The sequence below is a fragment of the Novosphingobium rhizosphaerae genome (assembly GCF_050920675.1).
Classification (GTDB): Bacteria; Pseudomonadota; Alphaproteobacteria; order Sphingomonadales; family Sphingomonadaceae; genus Novosphingobium; species Novosphingobium rhizosphaerae.
This window is the reverse complement of the sequence record NZ_CP137861.1, coordinates 3,895,656-3,915,873: the sequence shown is the minus strand read 5'-3', so window position 1 is coordinate 3,915,873 and position 20,218 is coordinate 3,895,656. Positions and strand designations below refer to the sequence as shown.

The window sequence follows — 20,218 nt, the reverse complement described above, 5'->3', positions numbered from 1 at the left end:
TCGCCCATCAACCTCGAAAAGCCATCGGTTTTGCTGCGGCGAAAAACGCCGCCGAAACCGCGCGCCCGGATCACGCGGCCACCGACACATCAAACCCGGCACGCCCCAGTGCAGCGGGCTCATGAATAAGCCGGGTTAGCTTCTTGGACGGCCGACGAGGCCGGTTCCTATACCGGGAAAAGGGGCCGGATAACTTATCGCGCTGGCAAAGCGAGTTGGGTTGTGTTGTCAGGCAACGATGGGGCCAATTTCCAGTTTTACGTCAAGTCTGTGAAGCGCGATGATAGGTTCGTGATCATGCAGATTAAGTATCCCACCTCGAAGGTGGCTCTGTATTGGCCCATCGTCGAAACACTTTCTCACTGCTTTGTCGTCGACAGAGCGCCATTTTAACGTCTTCGTCAATGTCCGTATCCGACCGCTTTCGGCCGGCTAACAGTGTGAATGGTCGCAGGGAAATTAGCTGTTACCAGGCTCCCACTCCGAGATGAACGAAGGCGCCGTTTCGTTGTCGGCTTCGTGCTGCAGGAACGTCCGGAATTAGAGCGCAATCGCCATTGATAGCGCGTGACTGGAAATGGCCACTCCCCCCACTACTCTGCCGGCTGGGTAGAGAACGCAGGCCCGGGCATGGCCGAGGCCAGCGCCATGGCGGGCGAAAGCTGCAAGGGCGGCAACTGGCGCACCGGCCCGCGCCAGGGCGTGAGGCGGGGCACGATCGGACGCAGGGCCAGGGCGGCGCCGGTCAGGATGGCAAAATCGGTGCCCGGATCGCACGTGGGGGAAGAGAGCGAGGCCACCAGGGCGTCGATCACCGCCGCCCAGGCACAGGCGGCCCCGGTGGACAGGGCTTGGTCGGGCGAGGGCACGTACGTCGAAAGTCGCGTCGGCTTGAACGCGCTGACCAGGTGCACGATCATCGCGGTCGCTCCGATCAGACCGGTGCAACCCAGGATGGCGGTGGCCAGGCTGGAGGAACGGAAGCTGCCGGGCCCGATCCCGATGCCATGGGTTTCGACAAAGGCGTGCCACCCCTGCCAAGCCCAGAAGCCACGCTGCTCGCCTGAAAGCGATTGGCCCTTATCTATTGTCATGTGGCGCAAGAGATCGGCCGCCTCGTTCACCAGCGCCGGGTGGGCGATCATCATGCCGGTGATCAGCACCACCATCGCCAGCCCCGCGCCGGCAATGATCAATGCACGATCGGCCGGCATGGCACCGGGCAAGAGCAGACTGCGCGCCAGGACCATCGCGGCATAGAGGCCAAGGCCGACATAAGCGGTGGTTGCCGTGCTGCACAGTAGCGCTGCTGCCAGCAGGAACGCCGCCGGCCCGGTATAGCGCGTGTCCACGCGGCGCATCCAGCATTCGAACAGGAACACGAACCAGTTGATGCCGAACCAGGCAAAACCCGAAGCCTCGGGCCAAAGCCCCGCCATGCGCACGAACCCGCGATAGCTGTGGTCCAACTGGGCATAGGAGCCGTTGCGGAACAGGGCGAGCACGGTGTCCACCGGCGTGCCCTTGGCCACCACGCTGACAAAGCCGATTATGGCATGGACCAGCCCGGCAATCGCCATGGTGCGCACGAACACGCGCCGCCCACGCTCGCCGCTGCACACCACGTGGGCGGCCATCGCGGTCAGCAACGTGCCCACGAGATAGACGGTGGTGGTGATATTCTGCGCGGAAAAGCCCAAGGGGCGGGTAGAATAGATGTAGGATCGCATGGAGATATAGCGCGCTTCCACTTTGCCACGCATCGGCGTCACGTCGATCTGCCCGGCAAACAGGCGCGGGCCGATGAAAGCCAGCGCCGCGCCATAGAGAATGAAAGTGGCCAGCCAGATATTGGCCCGCGCCGCCTGGCCCACTGCCGCCCCGTGTCCCGCGCCGGGCACCAGCAGGCGCAGCGCCATGAACGCCAGCGCAAACTGCACCGGCGGGATCGACGACCCGCCCAGCATCGGCAACACGATCGCCGCCGATCCGCCGAACAGCGCCGAAATCAGCAGGAAGGCGAACATCGCCTCGATCGAACCGGCCAGGAACAGGCCCAGGCCAAACAGCACCTGGATCGCGCCGATGAAGGTCAAAATCATCTTGGGCTCCGCACCAACGAAACGGAAGAGAACCGGCCTGGCATCACGGCCGCACGAAATCGGCCGAGCAGCGCACGGCCTTGACGAAGCTGGCCGGATTGCCGCGCCACACCTGGCCGGCGGGAATGTCGCTCGCCACCACCGATCCGGCGGCCACCACGGCATGATCGCCGATCGTGACGCCAGGCAGCACGATCACGCCGCGCCCCAGCCACACGTTGCGTCCCAGCCGGATCGGCGCCACGCGCACCGCGCTGCCTTCGTGGACGGGGTGGTGGTTCGTGTCGCACAGCACGCAATCCGGGCCGATCCGGCAATGTGGCCCGATCTCGATTGCGCTGTGGCAGATCACCTGGACGCCAGTGTTGAGAAAGGCACGGTCGGCCAGGGTCACCCCGGCGCCGCGCGCCACCTCGATCCGCACCGGCGCCACATCGCAGCGCAAGTTGACGCGCGCGCCGATGCTGATCCGGCCCTGGCCCACAAAGCGCGGGCGCCGGCCATGCACGAAAAAGCGCGGCCCCGGCCGGGTTCCGCGCAAGCGCAGCGCCAGGCGGGCGGCCAGCGTGGCCAGCCGATTGCCCGGCTGGATCGCCCGGGTCAGCCGCGCGATGCGGCCGCCCGTTTCCGCGCTCGCCACAAGTCCCGTACTTGCCCAAGCTGCTTCACCAGGAACGCTTTCCAGCTCTCGCGCATCGGGGGTGCCAAGCGGCAGCGCGTGGAAAACGGCGCCATCGCGTGGCGCAACTGGCGGTTCGGCGGGTATGGGCTGGGCAATGGTGGTGGCCATGGGCATCCCCTGGATTGAACGTGGCAAGAACAAGGTGCGGCCGCCCTGTGCCGGAAGGGCACCGCGCGCCATGGATGCGATCAAGGTGTCATTCCAGGGCGGCGAGCAGGCCGTCGTCGAAGCGGTCAGGCGCAAAGCGACGGACATCGGCCATGGCCGTGGCTGGATCGAAATGGCGCAGCCAGGCCTCCATCGCTTCCACCCCGGCAATCAACGATTCCACGCTTTGGCTGGCAAAGAACTGTCCCGAAACGTCCTGCGTCACGCTGTCGAGCGCGCCGCCGCCGGCATAGGCCAGCACCGGCCGTCCCGATGCGATCACTTCCACCGGCACGATCCCGAAGTCTTCTTCGGCCGGGAACACCAGCGCGCGGCACTGGGCATAGGCGCGGCGCAAGGCATTGAAATCCAGCCGTGGCAGGATCGTGATATTGGGCCCGGCGCGGCGTCGCATGGCAGCGGCCATCGGCCCATCGCCCACCATCACCAGCGGCAGCCCCAGCGCATTGAACGCATCGATCGCCAGGTCGGGCCGCTTGTAGGGCACCATTTGCCCCACCCACAGCCAGGCCGGGCCCACCGCGTTGGCGCCGAATTGCGCAGAAGCGCCGAACAGGTCGACCTCGACCGGGGGATGCAGCACGTCCGCTTCGCGGCGCCAGGCCTTGGCAATGCGCCGCTGGACGAAGTGCGAATTGGCCAGGATGCGATCCACCCGCGCGGCCGAACTCACATCCCAGGCGCGCAGGCGATGGCACAGCAGCGGCATGACCGCCCGGCTCACCATCCCGGCCGCGTCGCGATAATCGTGGTAGTGGTCCCACAGATAGCGCATCGGCGAATGGACATAGCTCAGATGCAAGGCATCGGGCGCCGTGATCACGCCCTTGGCCGGCCCGCTTTCGCTGCTGATCACCAAGTCATAGCCGCGCAGGTCCAGTTGTTCGAGCGCCATGGGCATGAGCGGCAGATAGCTTTGATAGTGCCGCCGCGCGCCCGGCAGGCGCTGGATGAAACTGGTGGTCACCTTGTGGCGGCGGATCGTGTCCGACATTGCGGCCGGATCGTAGACATGGGTGAAGATATCGGCCTGGGGGAACAGGCGCAGCAGCCGTTCCAGCACGCGCTCGCCGCCGCGCATCGTCACCAGCCAGTAATGCACGATGGCCACGCGGGCAAAGCGGCCGCGCGGATCGGCGCTGGGCGCCGCCGCGGGCGGTGCCAGCCGACCCATCGCACGCCCGCCGGCGCTTGCCGAACCCTGGTCCTGCGCCAGCCGGCTGGTCGCCGGCCGGGATCTTGTCCGCATCGGTGCAAGTGCGGCGGGGTGGTCGGCCAACGGTTCGAACAGGGGCAGCGCGGCCGGCAGGGGCAGGGCGATAACCTGTTCATCCACTGCCGCTGCGGCCGGTGCACCGTTTTCGCCGGGTGTAGCGCTGCCAGCCTCCTCTGCCGCCGGGGTCATGGCCCGGCTTCCCGCGAGGGCAGGCGCGGCCGGGCCAGGCACCCGGCCGGGGGACGGGCGCCGCCGCTCAGGCATAGTAGCTCTCATAGCTGCGGTAGAATGCGGTCTCGCCATAGTCGAAGCGCGGCTGCTTGCGCATGTCCACCCGCGTCATCGCCACGCCGGCCAGTTGCACCCGGTCGATCGGCAGCAGGCGCAGGGCCGCGCGCAACGCCTGTTCCGGCGTCTTGCGCCAGCGCACCACGAAGACCGAGGCATCGGCCTTGCCCAGCAAAAGCCGCGCATCGGCAATCGGCAGGACCGGCGCGGTATCGATGATCACCGCGTCAAACCGTTCGCGTGCCGTGGCCAGCAGGCGGTCCATTTCCTCGCCGGTCATCAGTTCGGATCGGTCGGTGTTTTCGGCCGAAAGCGGCAGGATCGAAAGACCGGTGGCCGGATCGATGACCATGGCGTCATCGAGCGAGGCCGTGCCATGCAGCACTTCCATCAGGCCCGGCCGGCCTTCGCCGCCGCGCAGGAAACGGCTCACGCCCTGGCGCCGCAGGTCACCATCGATCAGCAGGATGCGATCGCCCGCTGCCGCCATTGATCGGGCCAGGCAGATCGACGTGGTGGTTTTGCCTTCTTCCGGCAGCGCCGAAGTGATGGCGATGATCCGCGCTTCGGTGGTGTTCATCGCGATCGAGGCGCGCAGCGAACGGAAACTTTCGGCAAAGACCGAGCGTGGGTCTTCCAGCAAGGCGCTTGCCGGTACGCGCTCGCCGCGCTTGGCCACCGATTGCAGCGTGGGAATGGCGCAAAGATAGCGCACGCCCAGGCGTTCCTCGATGTCTTCGCCGGTGGTCAGGCCGGTGAAGGTCATTTCGGTCAGGAATGCCGTCGCAATGCCAAGGCCCGTGCCCAGTGCCAGGGCCAGCACTGCGTTGATCAACACATGCGGGCTGCTTGGATTGCGGGGCACGTCTGCCCGGTGCAGCATGTCGGCGTCGGCCTGCTCGGTGCCTTCGCGCGCGGTCAATTCCTTGTAGCGGTTGAGATAGCTTTCATAGAGCGCGTTGGAAGTTTCCGCCCGCTTTTCCAGGTCATTGAGCCCCACCATCGCGGCGTTGTTCTGTTCCAGCATGCCGCGCGAGGCATTGAGCGATCCCGCCAGAGAAGACAGGCGCTGCTGCGAAACACGAGCCTTGGCTTCCAGGCTGGCCAGCACGCGTTGCGTTTCGGCCGCGATCTGGCGGTTCACCGCCTCAAGCTGGGCCCTGGCGCGCAGCACATCCGGGTGTTGCGGGCCATAGCGCGAGGAAAGCGCGGCAAATTCACCCGCCAGCCCGGCTTGCTGCGCGCGCATCTGGCCAATCACGGGGGAAAGCGAGGCTTCGCCCACGCCGCCGCTGCCGCCGGCCTGCAACTGTCGCTGCGCCGCTTCCAGCCGCGCGGCGTCTTCGCTGGCCTGCGCGCGGGCTGCCGTCACTTCCTGGTTGTAGGAAGAGATTTCCTGCTCGGTCAGCGTGCCTTGCGTGGTGCTCAGCAGGTTGTGGGCAATGCGATAACGCTGCACGGCGGCGCTGTCGGCCAGGGCCTGCTGGCGCAGCTGTTCCAGCCGGTTGGCGATCACCGAGGTGGTTTCGCGCGCACCGCTGCGCTTGTTCTCCAGCGCGCCCAGCGTGTATTGCTCGGCAAAGGCATTGGCGATGCGCGCCGCCTCTTGCGGATCGCGGCTGTCGAACGTGATCGCGATGCCATAGGTGGTGCCGATGCGTTGCGCCGTCACGTTCTTGCTCAGATATCGGATCGCGGCCTCCCGCGAACTTTGCTGCGCGGTGCCGGCCTTGCCCGCGGCGTTGCCGGCCTCGGGCGCAAAGCGCGGGTCGCGCGCCAGGCCCAGGGCATCGGCCACCGCGGCGGTGTTGGTTTCCGAAGTGATGACCGACACTTGCGTGTCCACAAAGCTTTCGCTGGGGATCGCAGGCTGATCGGCGCGGTCGTTGGTGCTGGTGGGGGCAACGGGCTGCAGCTTGCTGTTCAGCGTCACTTCGGCGCGGGCCTGGTAGGTGCGCGGTTGCAGCGCGGTGATCACCATGCCGATCGCCAGCACACCCAGCAAAACCCCCAGGAACACGCCGATGCGCCGGCGGAACATGGCGAGAAGACGCCTGAGATCGATACGATCGGTCGCTGCCGCGCTGTTGGCGCGCGGCTCGGCCGGCGTTGCCGGCATGATGCCGGCTGGCGCGCGATAAAAGTCGATTGCGGTGTTCACCATTGCCCCCTTCGGCCAGTCAAGGTTTCCACCCGGCAGGCAGGCAAGGGCGGCATTTCTGCCCCATCAGCCGTTGCCCGTTCCCGGTATGACCTCAGCCTGTGGCCGTTCGCCCGCGCAAGGAAGGCCAAGCATATCCGCAGCGGAGCAATAGCACGGCCCGCAGCAAGGCGCCTCGCGGCCTTGCCCGTACGGGGCCGACGGGGGGGCAGGGGACGGGGCAGGGACGGGTGGGGCCTGCGGGTCGGCTATCGGTAAATTACCGTATGCCACCGGAAAATTGCGTAGGGATTGCCCGCATGTACCGGCCCCGTGCGCAGGGCGTCGGATGGCGTCGTGCTCGCCTGGGCAAGCCCTTCGCTGACGCCCTTGGGGCGATTCGGATCGCTCCGGAATGCCTCCAAGTCGGAGCCTTCATCCCGGCCCGCTCCATTGTCTTCACGCTGCCCCGGCATAGAACAACAGGGAAACGAACGCACACGGAGGGTGTAACGTGATTCCCCAGATCAATCTTGGCCAGTCGCGCCACGGGCCACAGGCCCGGCGCTTTCGCCCCGCCGCCGCACTGGCCACCGCTCTCGCACTTGCCCTGGCGCTGCCCGGTTGCGCGGGTGCCCCGGCCCAGCCGCTGTCCGTGGCAGACCAGGCCGCCGGCCTTGCCGGTTATCGCGTCGGCGCGGGGGACAAGCTGCGCATCACGGTGTTCAACGAACCCACGCTGACGGGGGAATACAACGTCACCTCAACCGGCGCCGTGGCCTTTCCGTTGATCGGCATGGTGCAGGCGGGCAACCGCACGATCGAGGACGTCACGCACGAGATCACGGGCCGCCTGTCGGGCGCCTATGTCAACGATCCGCGTGTCAGCGTCGAAGTGCTCAACTACCGCCCGTTCTACATCCTGGGCGAAGTGAACAAGCCGGGCGAGTACCCCTACGCCTCGGGCCTCACTGTCGACCAGGCCATCGCCAAGGCGGGCGGCTTCACCTATCGCGCCAATGAAAAGACCGCGTTCCTGCGCCGACAAACATCGGGCGGCGAACGCAGCATCCTGCTGCGCGGTGGCACCCCCGTTGCCGTGCTGCCGGGAGACACGATCCGCGTGGGCGAGCGCTATTTCTGAGCCGATCGCGCGCGACGGCCAAAATGGCTGCAAATTGAAAGTTTTGGAAACTTGACGAAACATATGCCGCCTTTATCGTGCCCGGCGCGGCCGAGAGAAGGCCGAAAAACGACGGGGGATATGATGTCGGGACGGGGTGTTTCGTGCAAGGCGATGATGCTTGCCGGGTTTTTGATGGTGACGCCGGCGCATGCCGCAGAACCGGCTGTCGACGCCAAGGCTGCCGATGCCAAGGTGGCGGCCAACGCCGAATTCGGCGTGCCGGTTTTTCCCTATGATATCACCGATCGCCCTTACAAGGTGCTTGGCGAGGTGAAGGCTGGCGTGCGCAAGGCCACCGTGTTCAGCAAGGCGCCCAGCCAGGGCAAGGTCTATCGGGAGCTGTGGGAACGGGCGCAGAAGCTGGGCGCCGACGCGGTGGTCAAGGCCACCTATGGCGATCCGCACATGACTGCGTTCAGCTGGGGCTCGGTCAGCGCGTCGGGCGTGGCGGTCAAGTTTCTCGCGCCTGGCGAAGCTGCGCCTGCGCAGCCTGCCCCGCCCCCCGCGCAGTGACCTTTCGCACGGCTGCGGCGCAATGCCGCACGGCCATGACGCTGGTTTGCGCCGGCGTCATGGCAATGACGGGTATTGACCAGGCGGCGGGCAGGGACGCTGTCGCGGCGCAGGCCGGGACAGTACCGGCGGCTGCGGCGGCAAACGAATCTGCTCCTGCGGCCTCGGCGGCCAATGCGGGGCAATCACCGCCCGCCACGGCGGTGCCGTCACCGGGTGCAAACGCGGCCGCGGTGCCGGGCCTTGCGGTGGGAACGCCATTGCAGCTCATGCTGCTGACCGAGGTGACGAGCCGCACCGCACACGCTGGCGACCGGTTCAAGCTGCGCGTCAACGAAGCGATCGTGCTCGACGGGGTCACGGTCGTTCCTGTCGGCACGCTCGCCTGGGGCGAAGTGGTGACGCAGCAGGCCAATGGCGCTGCCGGCAAAAGCGGCCGGCTCGGCGCGCAACTGCTTTATCTCGACATGCCAACTGGCCGTGTGCCGCTGGAGGGCAAGATTGCCCGCAAGGGCGATGGCAACGCCGGCGGCGTGCTCATGGCCGTTGTCGGCTTTGGGGTCTTTGGCCTGCTGGCGCAAGGAGACAGCGCGCGCCTGCGGGCCGGTGATATCTTCATCGGCACCGTTGCCCGGAGTTTTCCGCCAGAGCCGGCGGCGGTAAACGCGCCGGCTGCCCAACCGGCTGCGGCGCACTAAGGCGCGATGACAAAAAGTGGGAACCGGTTTTTTGTCAAAAATCGCGCGAACACAAAAATTTGGAGCACGAGGGCGTTTCAACGAAACGTGATCATGCTCCAAGGCCGATCGAGATGCTAACCACGCCCATCTGCGGGCAAGCCTTTGCGCGGCGCAAAAGCTTGCCCTTGGCGTTCAGCCCAGGATACCCGGCAGGTCCAGCCCCTTTTCGCGGGCGCAGTCCTGCGCGATGGCGTAGCCGGCGTCGGCATGGCGCATCACGCCGGTGGCCGGGTCGTTCCACAGCACGCGTTCCAGGCGGCGGGCGGCTTCGGGCGTGCCGTCGGCCACGATCACCATGCCTGAATGCTGTGAATAGCCCATGCCCACGCCGCCGCCATGGTGCAGCGAAACCCAGGTCGCGCCGCTGGCGCAGTTGAGCAGGGCGTTGAGCAGCGGCCAGTCGGACACCGCATCCGATCCGTCCTGCATGGCTTCGGTCTCGCGATTGGGGCTGGCGACCGAGCCACTGTCGAGATGGTCACGCCCGATCACCACCGGGGCTTTCAATTCGCCGCTGGCGACCATTTCGTTGAACGCGAGGCCAAGGCGGTGGCGGTCGCCCAGGCCCACCCAGCAGATCCGCGCCGGCAGGCCCTGGAAGTGAATCCGCTCGCGCGCCATGTCCAGCCAGTTGTGCAGGTGGGCGTTATCGGGCAGCAGTTCCTTCACTTTTTGGTCGGTCTTGTAGATGTCTTCGGGATCGCCCGAGAGCGCCGCCCAGCGGAACGGGCCGATGCCCCGGCAGAACAGCGGGCGGATGTAGGCCGGCACGAAACCGGGGAAATCGAACGCGTTTCCAACCCCTTCGTCCAGCGCGACCTGGCGGATGTTGTTGCCATAGTCCGTGGTCGGCACGCCACGCGCCTGGAACCCCAGCATGGCGCGCACATGGGTGGCCATGCTGGCCCGGGCCGCACGGGCCACGGCCTGGGGGTCGCGCTCGCGCTTTTCGATCCATTCGGCTACCGTCCAACCGGCGGGCAGATAGCCGTTGATCGGGTCGTGCGCGCTGGTCTGGTCGGTCAAGAGATCGGGCAGGATGTCGGCTTCCAGCATCTGCGGCAGAATTTCGGCGGCATTGCCGAGCAGGCCCACCGAGACCGGCTTCCTTTCGGCGCAGGACTGGCGAATGATCGCCATGGCTTCGTCCAGCGTTTCGGCGGCGTGGTCGAGGTATCCGGTGCGCAGGCGCATTTCGATGCGGCTGGGCTGGCATTCGATGGCGAGGCACGATGCGCCGGCCATGACGGCAGCGAGCGGCTGCGCGCCGCCCATGCCGCCCAGGCCCGCCGTCAGCAGCCACTTGCCCGAAAGATCGCCGCCGTGGTGCTGGCGCCCCATTTCCACGAAGGTTTCATAGGTGCCCTGCACGATCCCCTGCGTGCCGATATAAATCCACGATCCGGCGGTCATCTGGCCGTACATGGCCAGGCCCTTGCGATCCAACTCGTTGAAATGCTCCCAATTGGCCCATTGCGGCACCAGGTTGGAATTGGCGATCAGCACGCGCGGCGCATCGGCATGGGTGCGGAACACGCCCACCGGCTTGCCCGATTGCACCAGCAGCGTCTGGTCGTGCTCCAGCCGGCGCAGGGTTTCCACGATCTTGTCATAGCTTTCCCAGTCGCGCGCGGCGCGGCCGATCCCGCCATAGACCACCAGTTCCTGCGGATTTTCCGCCACATCGGGGTGCAGGTTGTTCATCAACATGCGCAGAGGCGCTTCGGTGAGCCAGGATTTGGCGGTCAGTTCGGTGCCTGTGGCGGGGCGGATCACGCGGCTGTTGTCGATACGGGTCATCGTCATTCTCCGGCAAAGGCAAGGCAGGCGCTGAGCACGCGCTTGAGGATCGGTTGCAGGTGGGCAAGGCGCGCCGGATCGGGCCGAGGCGGCCAGTTTTCGGGCGTGGGTTCAACAGGTTCGGCCAGATAGCCGCGCATCGCCAGTTCCATCTGCACGGCATGGATGCCCGCGTCGGGCGCGCCGTGGTGGCGCGTGGTCCAACCGCCCTTGAAGCGGCCGTTGACCACGTGGCTTTCCCCGCTGGCGGCGCAGACTACGGCCACCGCGCGCTCCAGTTCGGGGGCGCAGGATCGTCCATCGTTCGTGCCGATGTTGAACAGCGGCAGTTCCCCATCGAACAGGCGCGGCACGTGGCTGCGGATCGAATGGGCATCATAAAGAACGACTTGCGGATGAATGGAACGAAGTCGGTCCATTTCCGCGCGCAAAGCCGAGTGGTAGGGCGCGTGCCAGGTTTCCCCGCGGCGGGCGATCTCGGCTTCGTTGATCGGAGCGGGGATCAGCGGTTCGCCGTCGAAGGTCGTTTCCGGGCACAGGCCGGTGGTGGCCATGCCGGGATAGAGCGAGGCGCCTGAAGGATCGCGGTTGGCGTCGATCACGCTGCGCGAAATGCGCGTGGCGATCAGCGTGGCACCCAGATCGCGTGCGAAGCCATAGACGTCTTCGATCCACCAGTCGGTGTCGCGCCGGGCCAGCCAGTCCGAAGCGAACGTGCAACCGGCAAGATCGGTGCCGCCGTGGGGAAAGGCGACCACCAGCGGCGCATTGCCGCGATGGATCTTCAGCCAGTCCATCAGCCGAGCACCGGCAGGTCGTGCGGGCAGGCCGCCAGCACGGCGCCGCTTTCCACCAGGCCGCGCGCCAGGGCAATGTCGGGCGCGAAGTGGCGGTCTTCCACCAGCCGCGGCACCGCCGCGCGCAGCATGGCGCGCACGGCTTCGAGCGCGTCGCTCGATCGCAGCGGCGCGTGGAATTCGATGCCCTGGACGGCGGCGAGCAGTTCCAGGCCAAGGATCGCGTCGAGATTGCCCGCCATGTCGAGCAGGCGGCGCGCGCCGTGGGCGGCCATGGAGACGTGGTCTTCCTGGTTGGCCGAAGTGGGAATGGAATCGACGCTGCACGGCGCGGCGCGCTGCTTGTTTTCCGAAACCAGCGCGGCGGCGGTCACTTGCGGGATCATGAAGCCCGAATGGAGGCCGGGCAGCGGGGTGAGGAACGCAGGCAGGCCTGACAGCGCAGGATCGACCAGCATGGCGAGGCGCCGTTCGGAAAGAGAGCCGATTTCGGCTAGGGCCAGCGCGATCATGTCGGCCGCAAAGGCCACCGGCTCGGCATGGAAATTCCCGCCTGAAAGCGCTTCGTCGGCCTCGGGGAAAATCAGCGGGTTGTCGGTCACGCCGTTGGCTTCGATCTCCAGCGTGCGGGCGGCCTGGCGCAGAATGTCGAGCGCGGCACCCATCACTTGCGGCTGGCAGCGCAGGCAATAGGGGTCCTGCACGCGCGGATCGTCCACGGCGTGGCTGGCGCGGATGGCGCTGCCGGCCATCAGCGCGCGCAGGGCGGCCGCCGTCTCGATCTGGCCGCCGTGGCCGCGCAAGGCGTGGATGCGGTGGTCGAACGGGGTATCGGTGCCGCGCGCCGCCTCGGTAGAGAGCGCGCCCGTCACCAGCCCGGTGGCGAGCAGGCGTTCGGCGGCGAACAGGCCAGCCAAGGCATTGGCGGTGGAGAATTGCGTGCCGTTGAGCAGGGCCAGACCTTCCTTGGGGCCGAGCGCCAGGGGATCAAGGCCGTGATCGGCCAGCGCCTGCGCTGCCGGAACGGCCAGGCCGTTTACCAGGATTTCGCCCACGCCCAGCATCGTCGCGGTCATGTGCGCCAAGGGGGCCAGATCGCCGCTGGCGCCCACCGAACCTTGGCACGGCACCACCGGCACGAGGCCGCGCGCCAGCATGGCTTCGAGCAGGCGCACGGTTTCCTCGCGCACGCCCGAAGCGCCCTGGGCCAGGCTGGCGAGCTTGAGTGCCATCATCAGCCGCACCACCGGAATGGGCGAGGGGGCGCCGGTGCCGGCGGCATGGCTGAGCACGATATTGCGTTGCAGGGCGGCGAGATCGTGATCAGCGATCCGCACGCTGGCCAGCTTGCCGAAGCCGGTGTTGATGCCATAGACCGCCTCGCCCTTGGCCAGGATGCGTGCCACGGCGGCGGCGCTGGCGGCGATCGCCGGCCAGGCCGCGTCATGCAGCGCCACATCGGCGCCGGCATGGATCGCGCGCCAATCGGCCAGCGTCGCGGCGCCGGGGGTGAGGACGATAGGGCTCATTTTCCACTCCAGATGCGGGCATGGAGCGGCGCGGCGCCCATCCCGTGAACAAGATCGGCGGGGCGCGCGATATTCCAGATCGCCAGGTCTGCCCGCTGGCCGGGCAAGAGCTGGCCGACGGTGCCGGCAAGGCCGAGCGCGCGGGCGGCATGGACGGTGGCGCCCATCAGGCATTCTTCCACCGTCAGCCCAAACAGCGTGGCACCCATGTTCATCGCCAGCAGCAGCGCGGTGAGCGGCGATGTGCCCGGGTTGCAATCGGTGGCGATCGCCATGGGCACGCCGGCCGCGCGCAAGGCGGCGATCGGCGGCTTCATGGTTTCGCGCATGAAATAGAACGCGCCGGGCAGCAGCATGGCCACGGTGCCGCTCTTGGCCATGGCGGCAACGCCAGCGTCATCAAGGTGTTCGAGATGATCGGCACACAGCGCGCCATGCCCGGCCGCCAGGGCCGCTCCACCCAGGTTGGATAGCTGTTCGGCATGCAGGCGCACCGGCAGGCCCAGGGCGCGGGCGGCGTGGAACAGGCGATCGACTTGTGCGGGCGAAAAGGCGATGCCTTCGCAAAAGGCATCGACCGCATCGACCAGCCCTTCGCCCGCCAGCGTGGGCAGCCAATGATCGGCCAGCTCTGCGATATAGCCGTCTGCATCCCCGGCCCATTCGGGCGGCAGGGCATGCGCGCCCAGGAACGTGGTAACGACATGAACCGGGCGCACCATGCCCAGCATGCGCGCGGCACGCAGCATCGTGCGTTCGGCATCGAGCGTCAGGCCATAGCCCGACTTGATCTCGATCGTGGTGACGCCTTGCGCAAGCAGGGCATCGAGGCGGGGCAGGGCCTGCGCCACCAGACCGTCGACACTGGCGCCGCGCGTGGCGCGCACCGTGGCCATGATCCCACCGCCGGCGCGGGCAATGTCCTGATAGGTGGCGCCGGCCAGGCGCGCTTCCCATTCGTCCGACCGGTTGCCGGCAAAGACCAGGTGGGTGTGCGCGTCGATCAGGCCGGGCGTGATCCAGCGGCCCTGGCAATCGACGGTTTGGGCCGCCTGGAAAGTGGGTGCTGCCGCAGCCGGCCCGGCATAGGTGATCATGCCATTGCGCGCGGCCACCACGCCATTTTCGATCATGCCCAGCGCCGGCCCGGCCATCGTGGCGAGGCGTGCATTGGTCCAGATCGTGTCGCACTGCATGGCGCTTGGTCCTTGCCGGGAGAGCAATAATGTATATACATAATCGGGCAAGGAGCCTGGCGATGCAAGCGGATTCTGAAAGCCTGTTGTTCGATGCGGCGTGGCTGCCTGCCGGCTGGGCGCGCGATGTGCGGCTGACCCTGGCCGATGGCCGGATTGCTGCCATCGAACCCGATGCGGTGCCACGACCGGGCGAAGAGCGGCACGGCTGGGTGCTGCCCGGCCTGCCCAACCTGCACAGCCATGCATTCCAGCGCGCGATGGCCGGCCTGGCGGAGCGGCGCGGACCGGGCGCCGACAGTTTCTGGACCTGGCGCGAGGCCATGTACCGCTTTGTCGGCCAGATCACGCCCGATGATCTCTGGGCCATTGCGGCGCAGGCGCAGGTGGAAATGCTGGAGTCAGGTTTCACCCGCGTGGGCGAGTTCCATTACTTGCACCACGATGCGGCCGGGCGCCTCTTTGCCGACCCGGCGCAGATGGGCGCGGCCGTGGTGGCCGCCGCGCAGGAAACCGGCATCGGCCTGACGCTGCTGCCGGTGCTTTATGCGCACAGCGGCTTTGGCGGGCAGGCGCCGGGAGCGGGGCAGGCGCGCTTTATCAACGACGTGGACCAGTTTGCGCGCCTGCTCGACGCCACGCGCCGCCACGCCGCCGCGGTGCCCGATGCGGTGGTGGGCGTGGCACCACACAGCCTGCGGGCGGTGGCGCCCGCCCAGCTGGCGCAAGTGCCCGCCCTGGCGCACGGCGCGCCGATCCACATTCACATTGCCGAGCAAGTCAAGGAAGTGGCGGACTGCCTGGCGTGGAGCGGGCAGCGCCCGGTGGAATGGCTGCTCGACCATGCAGCGATCGATGCCCAATGGTGCCTGGTCCACGCCACCCACATGACGCCGGCTGAAACGCTGGCCCTGGCGTCCAGCGGCGCCGTGGCGGGGCTATGCCCGATTACCGAGGCGAACCTGGGCGACGGCCTGTTTCCGGCCGGCGCCTTCCTGGCCGCAGGCGGGCGCATCGGCGTGGGCAGCGATTCCAACGTGCGGATCGATGCGGCCGAGGAACTGCGCCTGCTGGAATATGGCCAGCGCCTGGCTCATCGCGGACGTGCCGTGCTGGCGTCAGGCCCGGGCGCAAGCACTGGTGAAACGCTCTTGGGCGCGAGCCTGGCGGGCGGCGCACAGGCGTTGGGCCAGGCTGCATCCTCCGCGCTGGCCGTGGGGCAAGTGGCCGATCTGGTCAGCCTCGATCCTGCGCATCCGGCGCTGGCGGGCCACGGCCCGGCGAGCGCGATCGACGCCTGGATCTTTGCCGGTGGCACTGCCGCGATCGACGGGGTGTGGCGCGGCGGCCGGCACGTGGTGCGGGACGGCCGCCATCATGCGCGCGATGCCATTGCCGCGCGTTATCGCGCGACGATCGCCGATCTAATGGCGCGATAGCACCCCGCCCGAGAGCGCCAGCAGCACAAAGGCGAACAGGAACCACAGCAGCCAACCGGGCGAACGTTGCCGATCCATGGGCGGTCAGGGGCGCATCGACGGCTGTGGGGCCGGACCACAATCGGACAGGAATACCTGGCAATATTCGCGCGGCACCGGCAGGGCGAGCGCCATCGGCATGGCCGCCAGGCCATAGGCGAGTGCGATGGCCACCGCGGGATAGAGCCGCCGCGCCGGCCAACCGCGCTCGTGCCACGCAGCGGCGAGCAGGGCATGGCCCACGACCAGCGGCAGGAAATAGTGGTACGTGTACATGACGCGCTGCCCGTCGAGCCAGACCAGGCTGCCCATCGCCAAGACCCAGCCGCATAATAGCGCCACCGTCGCCGGCGCGGCGCGACGGGCCAGCAGATTGCCAAGCGCCAGGATCACGCCGGCCAGCGCCATGATCCAGCCCGGCATATTGGGCACCACGCCGATCGCGCGCACGCTGTTGCCGCGCGCATCCCAGCGATAGGTGGTGGCGCCCATGCCCAGCAGCCATTGCCAGGGATGGGTGGCGTTGGCGTCGCGGCGCGCCATGCCGGCCAAGTCATCGCGCATGAACGCGGCGTAATCCGTGCCATAGGTGATCATCGCGCGCGGTGCGGGCAGCGTGGCATAGGTGATGCTGGCATGGCGCGCGTCGATCGCTCCGGCGGGCGTGCCCTTGTCGGGCGGAAGGGGTGCGATCGCCAGCATCGTGGCCAGGGTCAGCGCCAGCACGGCCAAAGCCGCCGTCACGCCCGCCACGAGCCGCGCGCCTGCCATGCCAAGGCTTTGTTTGGGGCAAAACGCCAGGAAAAGGCCCAGCGGGGCCAGGGCCAGGGCATTGGCCCGCACCAGCGCCGCCGCCATCAACAACCCGCCAAAGCCGGCGCTCCACCCGGCGCTGGCGCCCGGTGCCAGCCCGCGTACCAGGCACAGCAGCGCACCAAGGAAGAGCGGCAGTTGCAAGCCATCGAGCTGCGCCGCGCGGGCTTGCGCCACAACGGCCGGGTCGCCGGCAAAGACCAGCGCGAGGGCAAGCGACAGGCCCGTGTGGCCCGTGAGCGCTGCCAGCAGCAGGAACAGCAGCCCCGTGGCGAGCACGGCGCCCCCTGCGCTGGCGATGCGCGGCCCGGCATAGTCGAACGGATCGGGCATCACCTCTACCCGCGCGCTGCGGGTGGCGGCGATGATCCGCCATTCGGCTTGGGCATTGCCGCCCGCCAGCCAGTCTCCACCGGCCGGTAGCATCAGCCCGAGCGGAGGATGCGAGGCAAACTGGATGCGCCCCTCGTGCAGGCGCGCGATGGCGGGCATGTAATAGGCTTCGTCCCAGATCGGCGCGCGCACGGCGCCGAGGCGCGGCAGAAGCAGCGCGGCCGCCACCCCCAGCACGGCCACCAGGGCAATCGTGCGCGCGCGATCCATCGAGACTGCCCTGGCGGCTTACTGGGCGATGCCGATCACCACCGACCCGGTATAGCCGGCCGAGACGCTGCCGGTGAGCGACGGAGTCATTTGCGCCAACTGGGCCGAAGTGTTGTCGCCGAACACATTGTCGCTGGACAGCGAGATGGCGGCATAGTTGGCAATGCTCGCGCTATAGAGCGAACTGCCGTTGAACACGACGGTGTTGACCGCGGCGGGCATGGCCATCTGCGAAATCAGGGAGGCGGTCTTGCCGGTGCTGCTGCTGGTGAGCCCGTCGAGGAACACTTCGAAATGGATGTGTGGCCAGCGCCCGGAATAGCAGGCCGGGTAGATCGTGGTGAACGTCACTTCCCCGTTTGAATCGGTAACCTGCACCCCGCGCAGGTAGCTTTCGGTGGTGACGCCGCTGGAATAGAGCGAATAGAGGCCGGCCGCGTTGCAATGCCAGACATAGATCGCCGCGCCGGAAATGGCGGCGCAGGCGTTGTTCACGTCAACCAGCTTGAGCGTGATGGTGAGCATCACGCCCTGGGCGGTGGTAGTGGAGGAAATGAAGCTGGAGCGGATGTCGCTGCGCACGATGCCGCTTTGCGTGAGCACGTTGGATGTCGATCCGCTCGACGTGTTGGTGCCGTCGGCCGGATAGGGGCCGTTGGTTTCGGTGGGATCGGCAATGCAGGTATCGGTGCTGGTGCTCGAACTGCTGCTGCTGGACGAAGACGACGTGCTCGAACTGCTCGACGCGGTGGAGGAAGAGGACGAGGAACTGGACGAGGAGGACGACGATGACGAGCCGTCCCCATCGCCACAGGCGGCCAGCAAGGACGTGGTGGCAGCCGAACCCAGCAGGGCCAGGGCCCGGCGCCGGCCCATCAGGCGGGCCATGACCACCAGGTCTTCGTGCAGGCCATGGCCGTGGGCCGGGCCGGCGGTGTCGTCATGCGGGGGGTGATCGTGTGCCATTGACAAGAAATCCGGTGAACTGCGCCGGGCGTCTGTCGCAGCCGGCTGGGATGCTCACCGTGGAAAAGGATTGTAACGGCGGAATTTCAGGCAGATTTCGGAAGACTTGCAGTTTGGCTGGTGACGCTGGGCACGAACAGATAGCCTTCGTTGCGCATCGTGCGAATGATGTCGGCACCGCCTTCGCCCTCGGCCAGCTTGCGGCGCAGGCGGCTGAGTTGCACGTCGATCGCGCGGTCGAACTGTTCGCTTTCGGTCCCGCGGGACCAGTCGAGCAACTGGTCGCGGCTGAGCACGCGGCGGGGGTGTTCGGCAAAGGCGCGCAGCAGGCGGAATTCGCCATCGGTCAAGGCGATGAGGCGCCCTGCCGGATCGTGCAGCAGCCGCTGCCCCATGTCGAGCCGCCAGCCGGCAAAGCACAGGCACGGCCCGGTGCCATCGGATGCCGCGGCCGGGGCCGCCGGCGCATCGTTGGCCGCCGCGGCAGCGGGGCGGCGCAGCACGGCGCGGATGCGGGCCAGCAATTCGCGCGGGTTGCACGGCTTGGCCAGGTAATCGGCCGCGCCCATTTCCAGGCCGACGATGCGATCGACATCGCTGCCCACGGCGCTGAGCATGATCACCGGCGGTGCATCGGCGCCCAGCTGGCGCAGCGCGGAAAGGCCGTCTTCGCGCGGCATCATCACGTCGAGCACGATGAGATCGAAGGTCTCGCGCGCCATCTGGTCGCGCATGTCGGCCGGATCGGCTGCCGTCGCGATGGAAAAGCCGTGCTTTTCCAGAAATTCGCCGATCAGCGTGCGGATACCTTCGTCATCATCAATGATCAGGATGCGCGTCGCAAAGTCCATGGGCTTGATGTCTAGTAGCATTACGCGGCCATAGAAAGCCTTCGTAGCCGGTGAATTTCACCGATTTCGACCAGTTGCGGCCCATTGCAACGCGCTGCAATCCGCGTGCAATCCGCGTGAAATTCGCCGGCAACAGCCCCCGCCCAGACCATGGTGATGCGACATCGAATCACACCATGGCCGCGCCGCAGGGCGTGGGCACTGGCTGGCCCCCTGCTGCCGGCCATGCTGGCGCTGCCCCAGGCAGCGCGCGCCGATGTTTTCGAGATCACCGCGGGCGGCACGATGAGGGCACGCAGCGGTGCAGGGGCCGTTCACTGGGCTGGAGTCGATGTCGCAGCCGCCCAGCCCAGTGACGGCCCCGAACAAATTGACGGTGCCGTGCCTTTCGGGTCGCAAGCCGAAGCGTTGACGGTTCCGGGCAATGCACTCTCGCCGCTGGCATGGCGCGAGCACCTGGCGGCTGCGGCACAGGCAGCAGCGATCAGCCCTGCCTTGCTGGAGGCGCTGGTGTGGCAGGAAAGCCGCTGGCACCCGCAGGCGGTCTCTTCGGCCGGGGCCGTGGGCCTGGGCCAGTTGATGCCCGGCACCGCGCGCACGCTGGGCGTGAACCCGCGCGATCCGGTGGCCAACCTGCGCGCCAGCGCGCGGTATCTGAAAGCCCTGCTGGATCGCTTTGGCGGGAACATCGAATGGGCACTGGCGGCCTACAACGCCGGGCCAGAGCGCGTGGCCCGCGCCGGCGGCGTGCCGGCGATTGCCGAAACCCGCGCCTATGTGCGCGCCGTGATGGGGCGCCTGAACGCCAATCTTGCCGGAGTTTCCCCATGAACGTCCTGTCTCAACGTCTTGTCCTTGCCGCGCTGCCCTGGTCCGTGCTGGCCACCCCCGCCCATGCGGCGGGCAGCGGCGGGCCGGCCGGCTCCGGCCCGATCGTGTCGGCGCTGGGCTGGCTGCGCGATACCCTGCTGGGCCAGGTCGCGACCACCGTGGCGGTGATTGCCGTGGCCATGGTGGGCTTCATGATGCTGACAGGCCGGCTGAACTGGCGCTTTGGCGCCACGGTCATCGTCGGCTGCTTCATCCTGTTCGGTTCGGCAGCGATCGTGGCGGGCATCCAGTCTGCCGCAGGCGCGGCGGGCTGAGCGCG

The 20,218-nt window shown here is 67.5% G+C and carries 17 protein-coding genes; 6 read left to right on the top strand and 11 right to left on the bottom strand.

What is annotated here, in order from left to right; all coding sequences use genetic code 11:
• Positions 1–593: 593 nt before the first annotated feature.
• The 4 genes from R9J51_RS17625 to R9J51_RS17610 all read right to left on the bottom strand — a co-directional run bounded on the left by R9J51_RS17625 (position 594) and on the right by R9J51_RS17610 (position 6,620).
• The gene (locus tag R9J51_RS17625) at positions 594–2,102 is read right to left on the bottom strand and encodes a hypothetical protein (RefSeq protein ID WP_179505265.1); all 1,509 of its coding nucleotides are present in this window, start codon (positions 2,100–2,102) and stop codon (positions 594–596) included.
• A 43-nt stretch (positions 2,103–2,145) separates the two neighbouring features.
• The gene (locus tag R9J51_RS17620; RefSeq protein ID WP_179505264.1) at positions 2,146–2,892 is read right to left on the bottom strand and encodes an acyltransferase; all 747 of its coding nucleotides are present in this window, start codon (positions 2,890–2,892) and stop codon (positions 2,146–2,148) included.
• An 88-nt stretch (positions 2,893–2,980) separates the two neighbouring features.
• A complete protein-coding gene (locus R9J51_RS17615; RefSeq protein WP_179506542.1) occupies positions 2,981–4,126 on the bottom strand; it encodes a glycosyltransferase in 1,146 nt (381 codons plus the stop codon).
• A gap of 298 nt (positions 4,127–4,424) precedes the next feature.
• On the bottom strand, positions 4,425–6,620 hold the full coding sequence (locus R9J51_RS17610) for a GumC family protein (protein WP_169476141.1): 2,196 nt from the start codon (positions 6,618–6,620) through the stop codon (positions 4,425–4,427).
• Between the two features lie 490 nt (positions 6,621–7,110).
• Between R9J51_RS17610 and R9J51_RS17605 the strand changes: the two genes are divergently transcribed.
• From R9J51_RS17605 to R9J51_RS17595, 3 genes are all read left to right on the top strand, one after another.
• On the top strand, positions 7,111–7,740 hold the full coding sequence (locus tag R9J51_RS17605; RefSeq protein ID WP_432787632.1) for a polysaccharide biosynthesis/export family protein: 630 nt from the start codon (positions 7,111–7,113) through the stop codon (positions 7,738–7,740).
• 120 nt (positions 7,741–7,860) lie between these two features.
• Positions 7,861–8,295: a YbjQ family protein gene (locus R9J51_RS17600; protein WP_168556964.1), complete on the top strand. Its 435-nt coding sequence runs from the start codon at positions 7,861–7,863 to the stop codon at positions 8,293–8,295.
• 35 nt (positions 8,296–8,330) lie between these two features.
• Positions 8,331–8,993: a hypothetical protein gene (locus R9J51_RS17595; RefSeq protein WP_218847383.1), complete on the top strand. Its 663-nt coding sequence runs from the start codon at positions 8,331–8,333 to the stop codon at positions 8,991–8,993.
• 174 nt (positions 8,994–9,167) lie between these two features.
• On the opposite strand, the gene hutU is transcribed toward R9J51_RS17595, so the two are convergent.
• From hutU to hutI, 4 genes are read right to left on the bottom strand one after another with little or no spacing between them, the layout of a single operon-like run.
• Positions 9,168–10,835, bottom strand: coding sequence for a urocanate hydratase (gene hutU, locus R9J51_RS17590; protein ID WP_179505262.1), 1,668 nt, complete (start codon positions 10,833–10,835; stop codon positions 9,168–9,170).
• Positions 10,836–10,837: 2 nt separating this feature from the next.
• The gene (hutG, locus tag R9J51_RS17585; protein WP_179505261.1) at positions 10,838–11,632 is read right to left on the bottom strand and encodes an N-formylglutamate deformylase; all 795 of its coding nucleotides are present in this window, start codon (positions 11,630–11,632) and stop codon (positions 10,838–10,840) included.
• Positions 11,632–13,161 carry a histidine ammonia-lyase gene (gene hutH, locus R9J51_RS17580; protein WP_218843506.1) on the bottom strand — a complete coding sequence of 510 codons (1,530 nt, stop codon included), beginning with the start codon at positions 13,159–13,161 and terminating at the stop codon, positions 11,632–11,634. The genes hutG and hutH overlap by 1 nt, the downstream gene beginning before the upstream one ends.
• Complete coding sequence (gene hutI, locus R9J51_RS17575) at positions 13,158–14,357, bottom strand: imidazolonepropionase (protein WP_179505260.1); 1,200 nt, start codon at positions 14,355–14,357, stop codon at positions 13,158–13,160. The genes hutH and hutI overlap by 4 nt, the downstream gene beginning before the upstream one ends.
• 62 nt (positions 14,358–14,419) lie before the next feature.
• On the opposite strand from hutI, the gene R9J51_RS17570 reads away from it, so the two are divergent.
• Positions 14,420–15,796, top strand: coding sequence for a formimidoylglutamate deiminase (locus tag R9J51_RS17570; protein ID WP_179505259.1), 1,377 nt, complete (start codon positions 14,420–14,422; stop codon positions 15,794–15,796).
• A gap of 84 nt (positions 15,797–15,880) precedes the next feature.
• Here R9J51_RS17570 and R9J51_RS17565 read toward each other — a convergent pair whose 3' ends face one another.
• The 3 genes from R9J51_RS17565 to R9J51_RS17555 form a co-directional block, all read right to left on the bottom strand.
• Positions 15,881–17,251: a phospholipid carrier-dependent glycosyltransferase gene (locus R9J51_RS17565; protein ID WP_179505258.1), complete on the bottom strand. Its 1,371-nt coding sequence runs from the start codon at positions 17,249–17,251 to the stop codon at positions 15,881–15,883.
• Between the two features lie 18 nt (positions 17,252–17,269).
• Positions 17,270–18,217 (bottom strand): intradiol ring-cleavage dioxygenase, encoded by a 948-nt coding sequence (locus R9J51_RS17560; RefSeq protein ID WP_169476156.1) that lies wholly within the window; start codon positions 18,215–18,217, stop codon positions 17,270–17,272.
• 86 nt (positions 18,218–18,303) lie between these two features.
• Positions 18,304–19,068 (bottom strand): response regulator, encoded by a 765-nt coding sequence (locus R9J51_RS17555; RefSeq protein WP_179505257.1) that lies wholly within the window; start codon positions 19,066–19,068, stop codon positions 18,304–18,306.
• Positions 19,069–19,293: 225 nt separating this feature from the next.
• Here R9J51_RS17555 and R9J51_RS17550 point away from each other — a divergent pair, with 225 nt between their 5' ends.
• The gene (locus R9J51_RS17550) at positions 19,294–19,899 is read left to right on the top strand and encodes a lytic transglycosylase domain-containing protein (protein WP_179505256.1); all 606 of its coding nucleotides are present in this window, start codon (positions 19,294–19,296) and stop codon (positions 19,897–19,899) included.
• On the top strand, positions 19,896–20,213 hold the full coding sequence (locus tag R9J51_RS17545; RefSeq protein WP_169476159.1) for a TrbC/VirB2 family protein: 318 nt from the start codon (positions 19,896–19,898) through the stop codon (positions 20,211–20,213). Before R9J51_RS17550 ends, R9J51_RS17545 begins: the two co-directional genes overlap by 4 nt.
• Positions 20,214–20,218 lie beyond the last annotated feature (5 nt).

Bases quoted from the DNA above. Each gene is read 5' to 3' on its own strand.
- hutH (WP_218843506.1), bottom strand. From the start codon at position 13,161: ATGAGCCCTATCGTCCTCACCCCCGGCGCCGCGACGCTGGCCGATTGG.
- hutI (WP_179505260.1), bottom strand. From the start codon at position 14,357: ATGCAGTGCGACACGATCTGGACCAATGCACGCCTCGCCACGATGGCC.
- R9J51_RS17555 (WP_179505257.1), bottom strand. From the start codon at position 19,068: ATGGACTTTGCGACGCGCATCCTGATCATTGATGATGACGAAGGTATC.
- R9J51_RS17570 (WP_179505259.1), top strand. From the start codon at position 14,420: ATGCAAGCGGATTCTGAAAGCCTGTTGTTCGATGCGGCGTGGCTGCCT.
- hutG (WP_179505261.1), bottom strand. From the start codon at position 11,632: ATGGACTGGCTGAAGATCCATCGCGGCAATGCGCCGCTGGTGGTCGCC.
- R9J51_RS17560 (WP_169476156.1), bottom strand. From the start codon at position 18,217: ATGGCACACGATCACCCCCCGCATGACGACACCGCCGGCCCGGCCCAC.
- R9J51_RS17615 (WP_179506542.1), bottom strand. From the start codon at position 4,126: ATGGGTCGGCTGGCACCGCCCGCGGCGGCGCCCAGCGCCGATCCGCGC.
- R9J51_RS17595 (WP_218847383.1), top strand. From the start codon at position 8,331: ATGACGCTGGTTTGCGCCGGCGTCATGGCAATGACGGGTATTGACCAG.
- R9J51_RS17565 (WP_179505258.1), bottom strand. From the start codon at position 17,251: ATGGATCGCGCGCGCACGATTGCCCTGGTGGCCGTGCTGGGGGTGGCG.
- hutU (WP_179505262.1), bottom strand. From the start codon at position 10,835: ATGACCCGTATCGACAACAGCCGCGTGATCCGCCCCGCCACAGGCACC.
- R9J51_RS17545 (WP_169476159.1), top strand. From the start codon at position 19,896: ATGAACGTCCTGTCTCAACGTCTTGTCCTTGCCGCGCTGCCCTGGTCC.
- R9J51_RS17600 (WP_168556964.1), top strand. From the start codon at position 7,861: ATGATGTCGGGACGGGGTGTTTCGTGCAAGGCGATGATGCTTGCCGGG.
- R9J51_RS17550 (WP_179505256.1), top strand. From the start codon at position 19,294: ATGCTGGCGCTGCCCCAGGCAGCGCGCGCCGATGTTTTCGAGATCACC.
- R9J51_RS17625 (WP_179505265.1), bottom strand. From the start codon at position 2,102: ATGATTTTGACCTTCATCGGCGCGATCCAGGTGCTGTTTGGCCTGGGC.
- R9J51_RS17620 (WP_179505264.1), bottom strand. From the start codon at position 2,892: ATGGCCACCACCATTGCCCAGCCCATACCCGCCGAACCGCCAGTTGCG.
- R9J51_RS17610 (WP_169476141.1), bottom strand. From the start codon at position 6,620: ATGGTGAACACCGCAATCGACTTTTATCGCGCGCCAGCCGGCATCATG.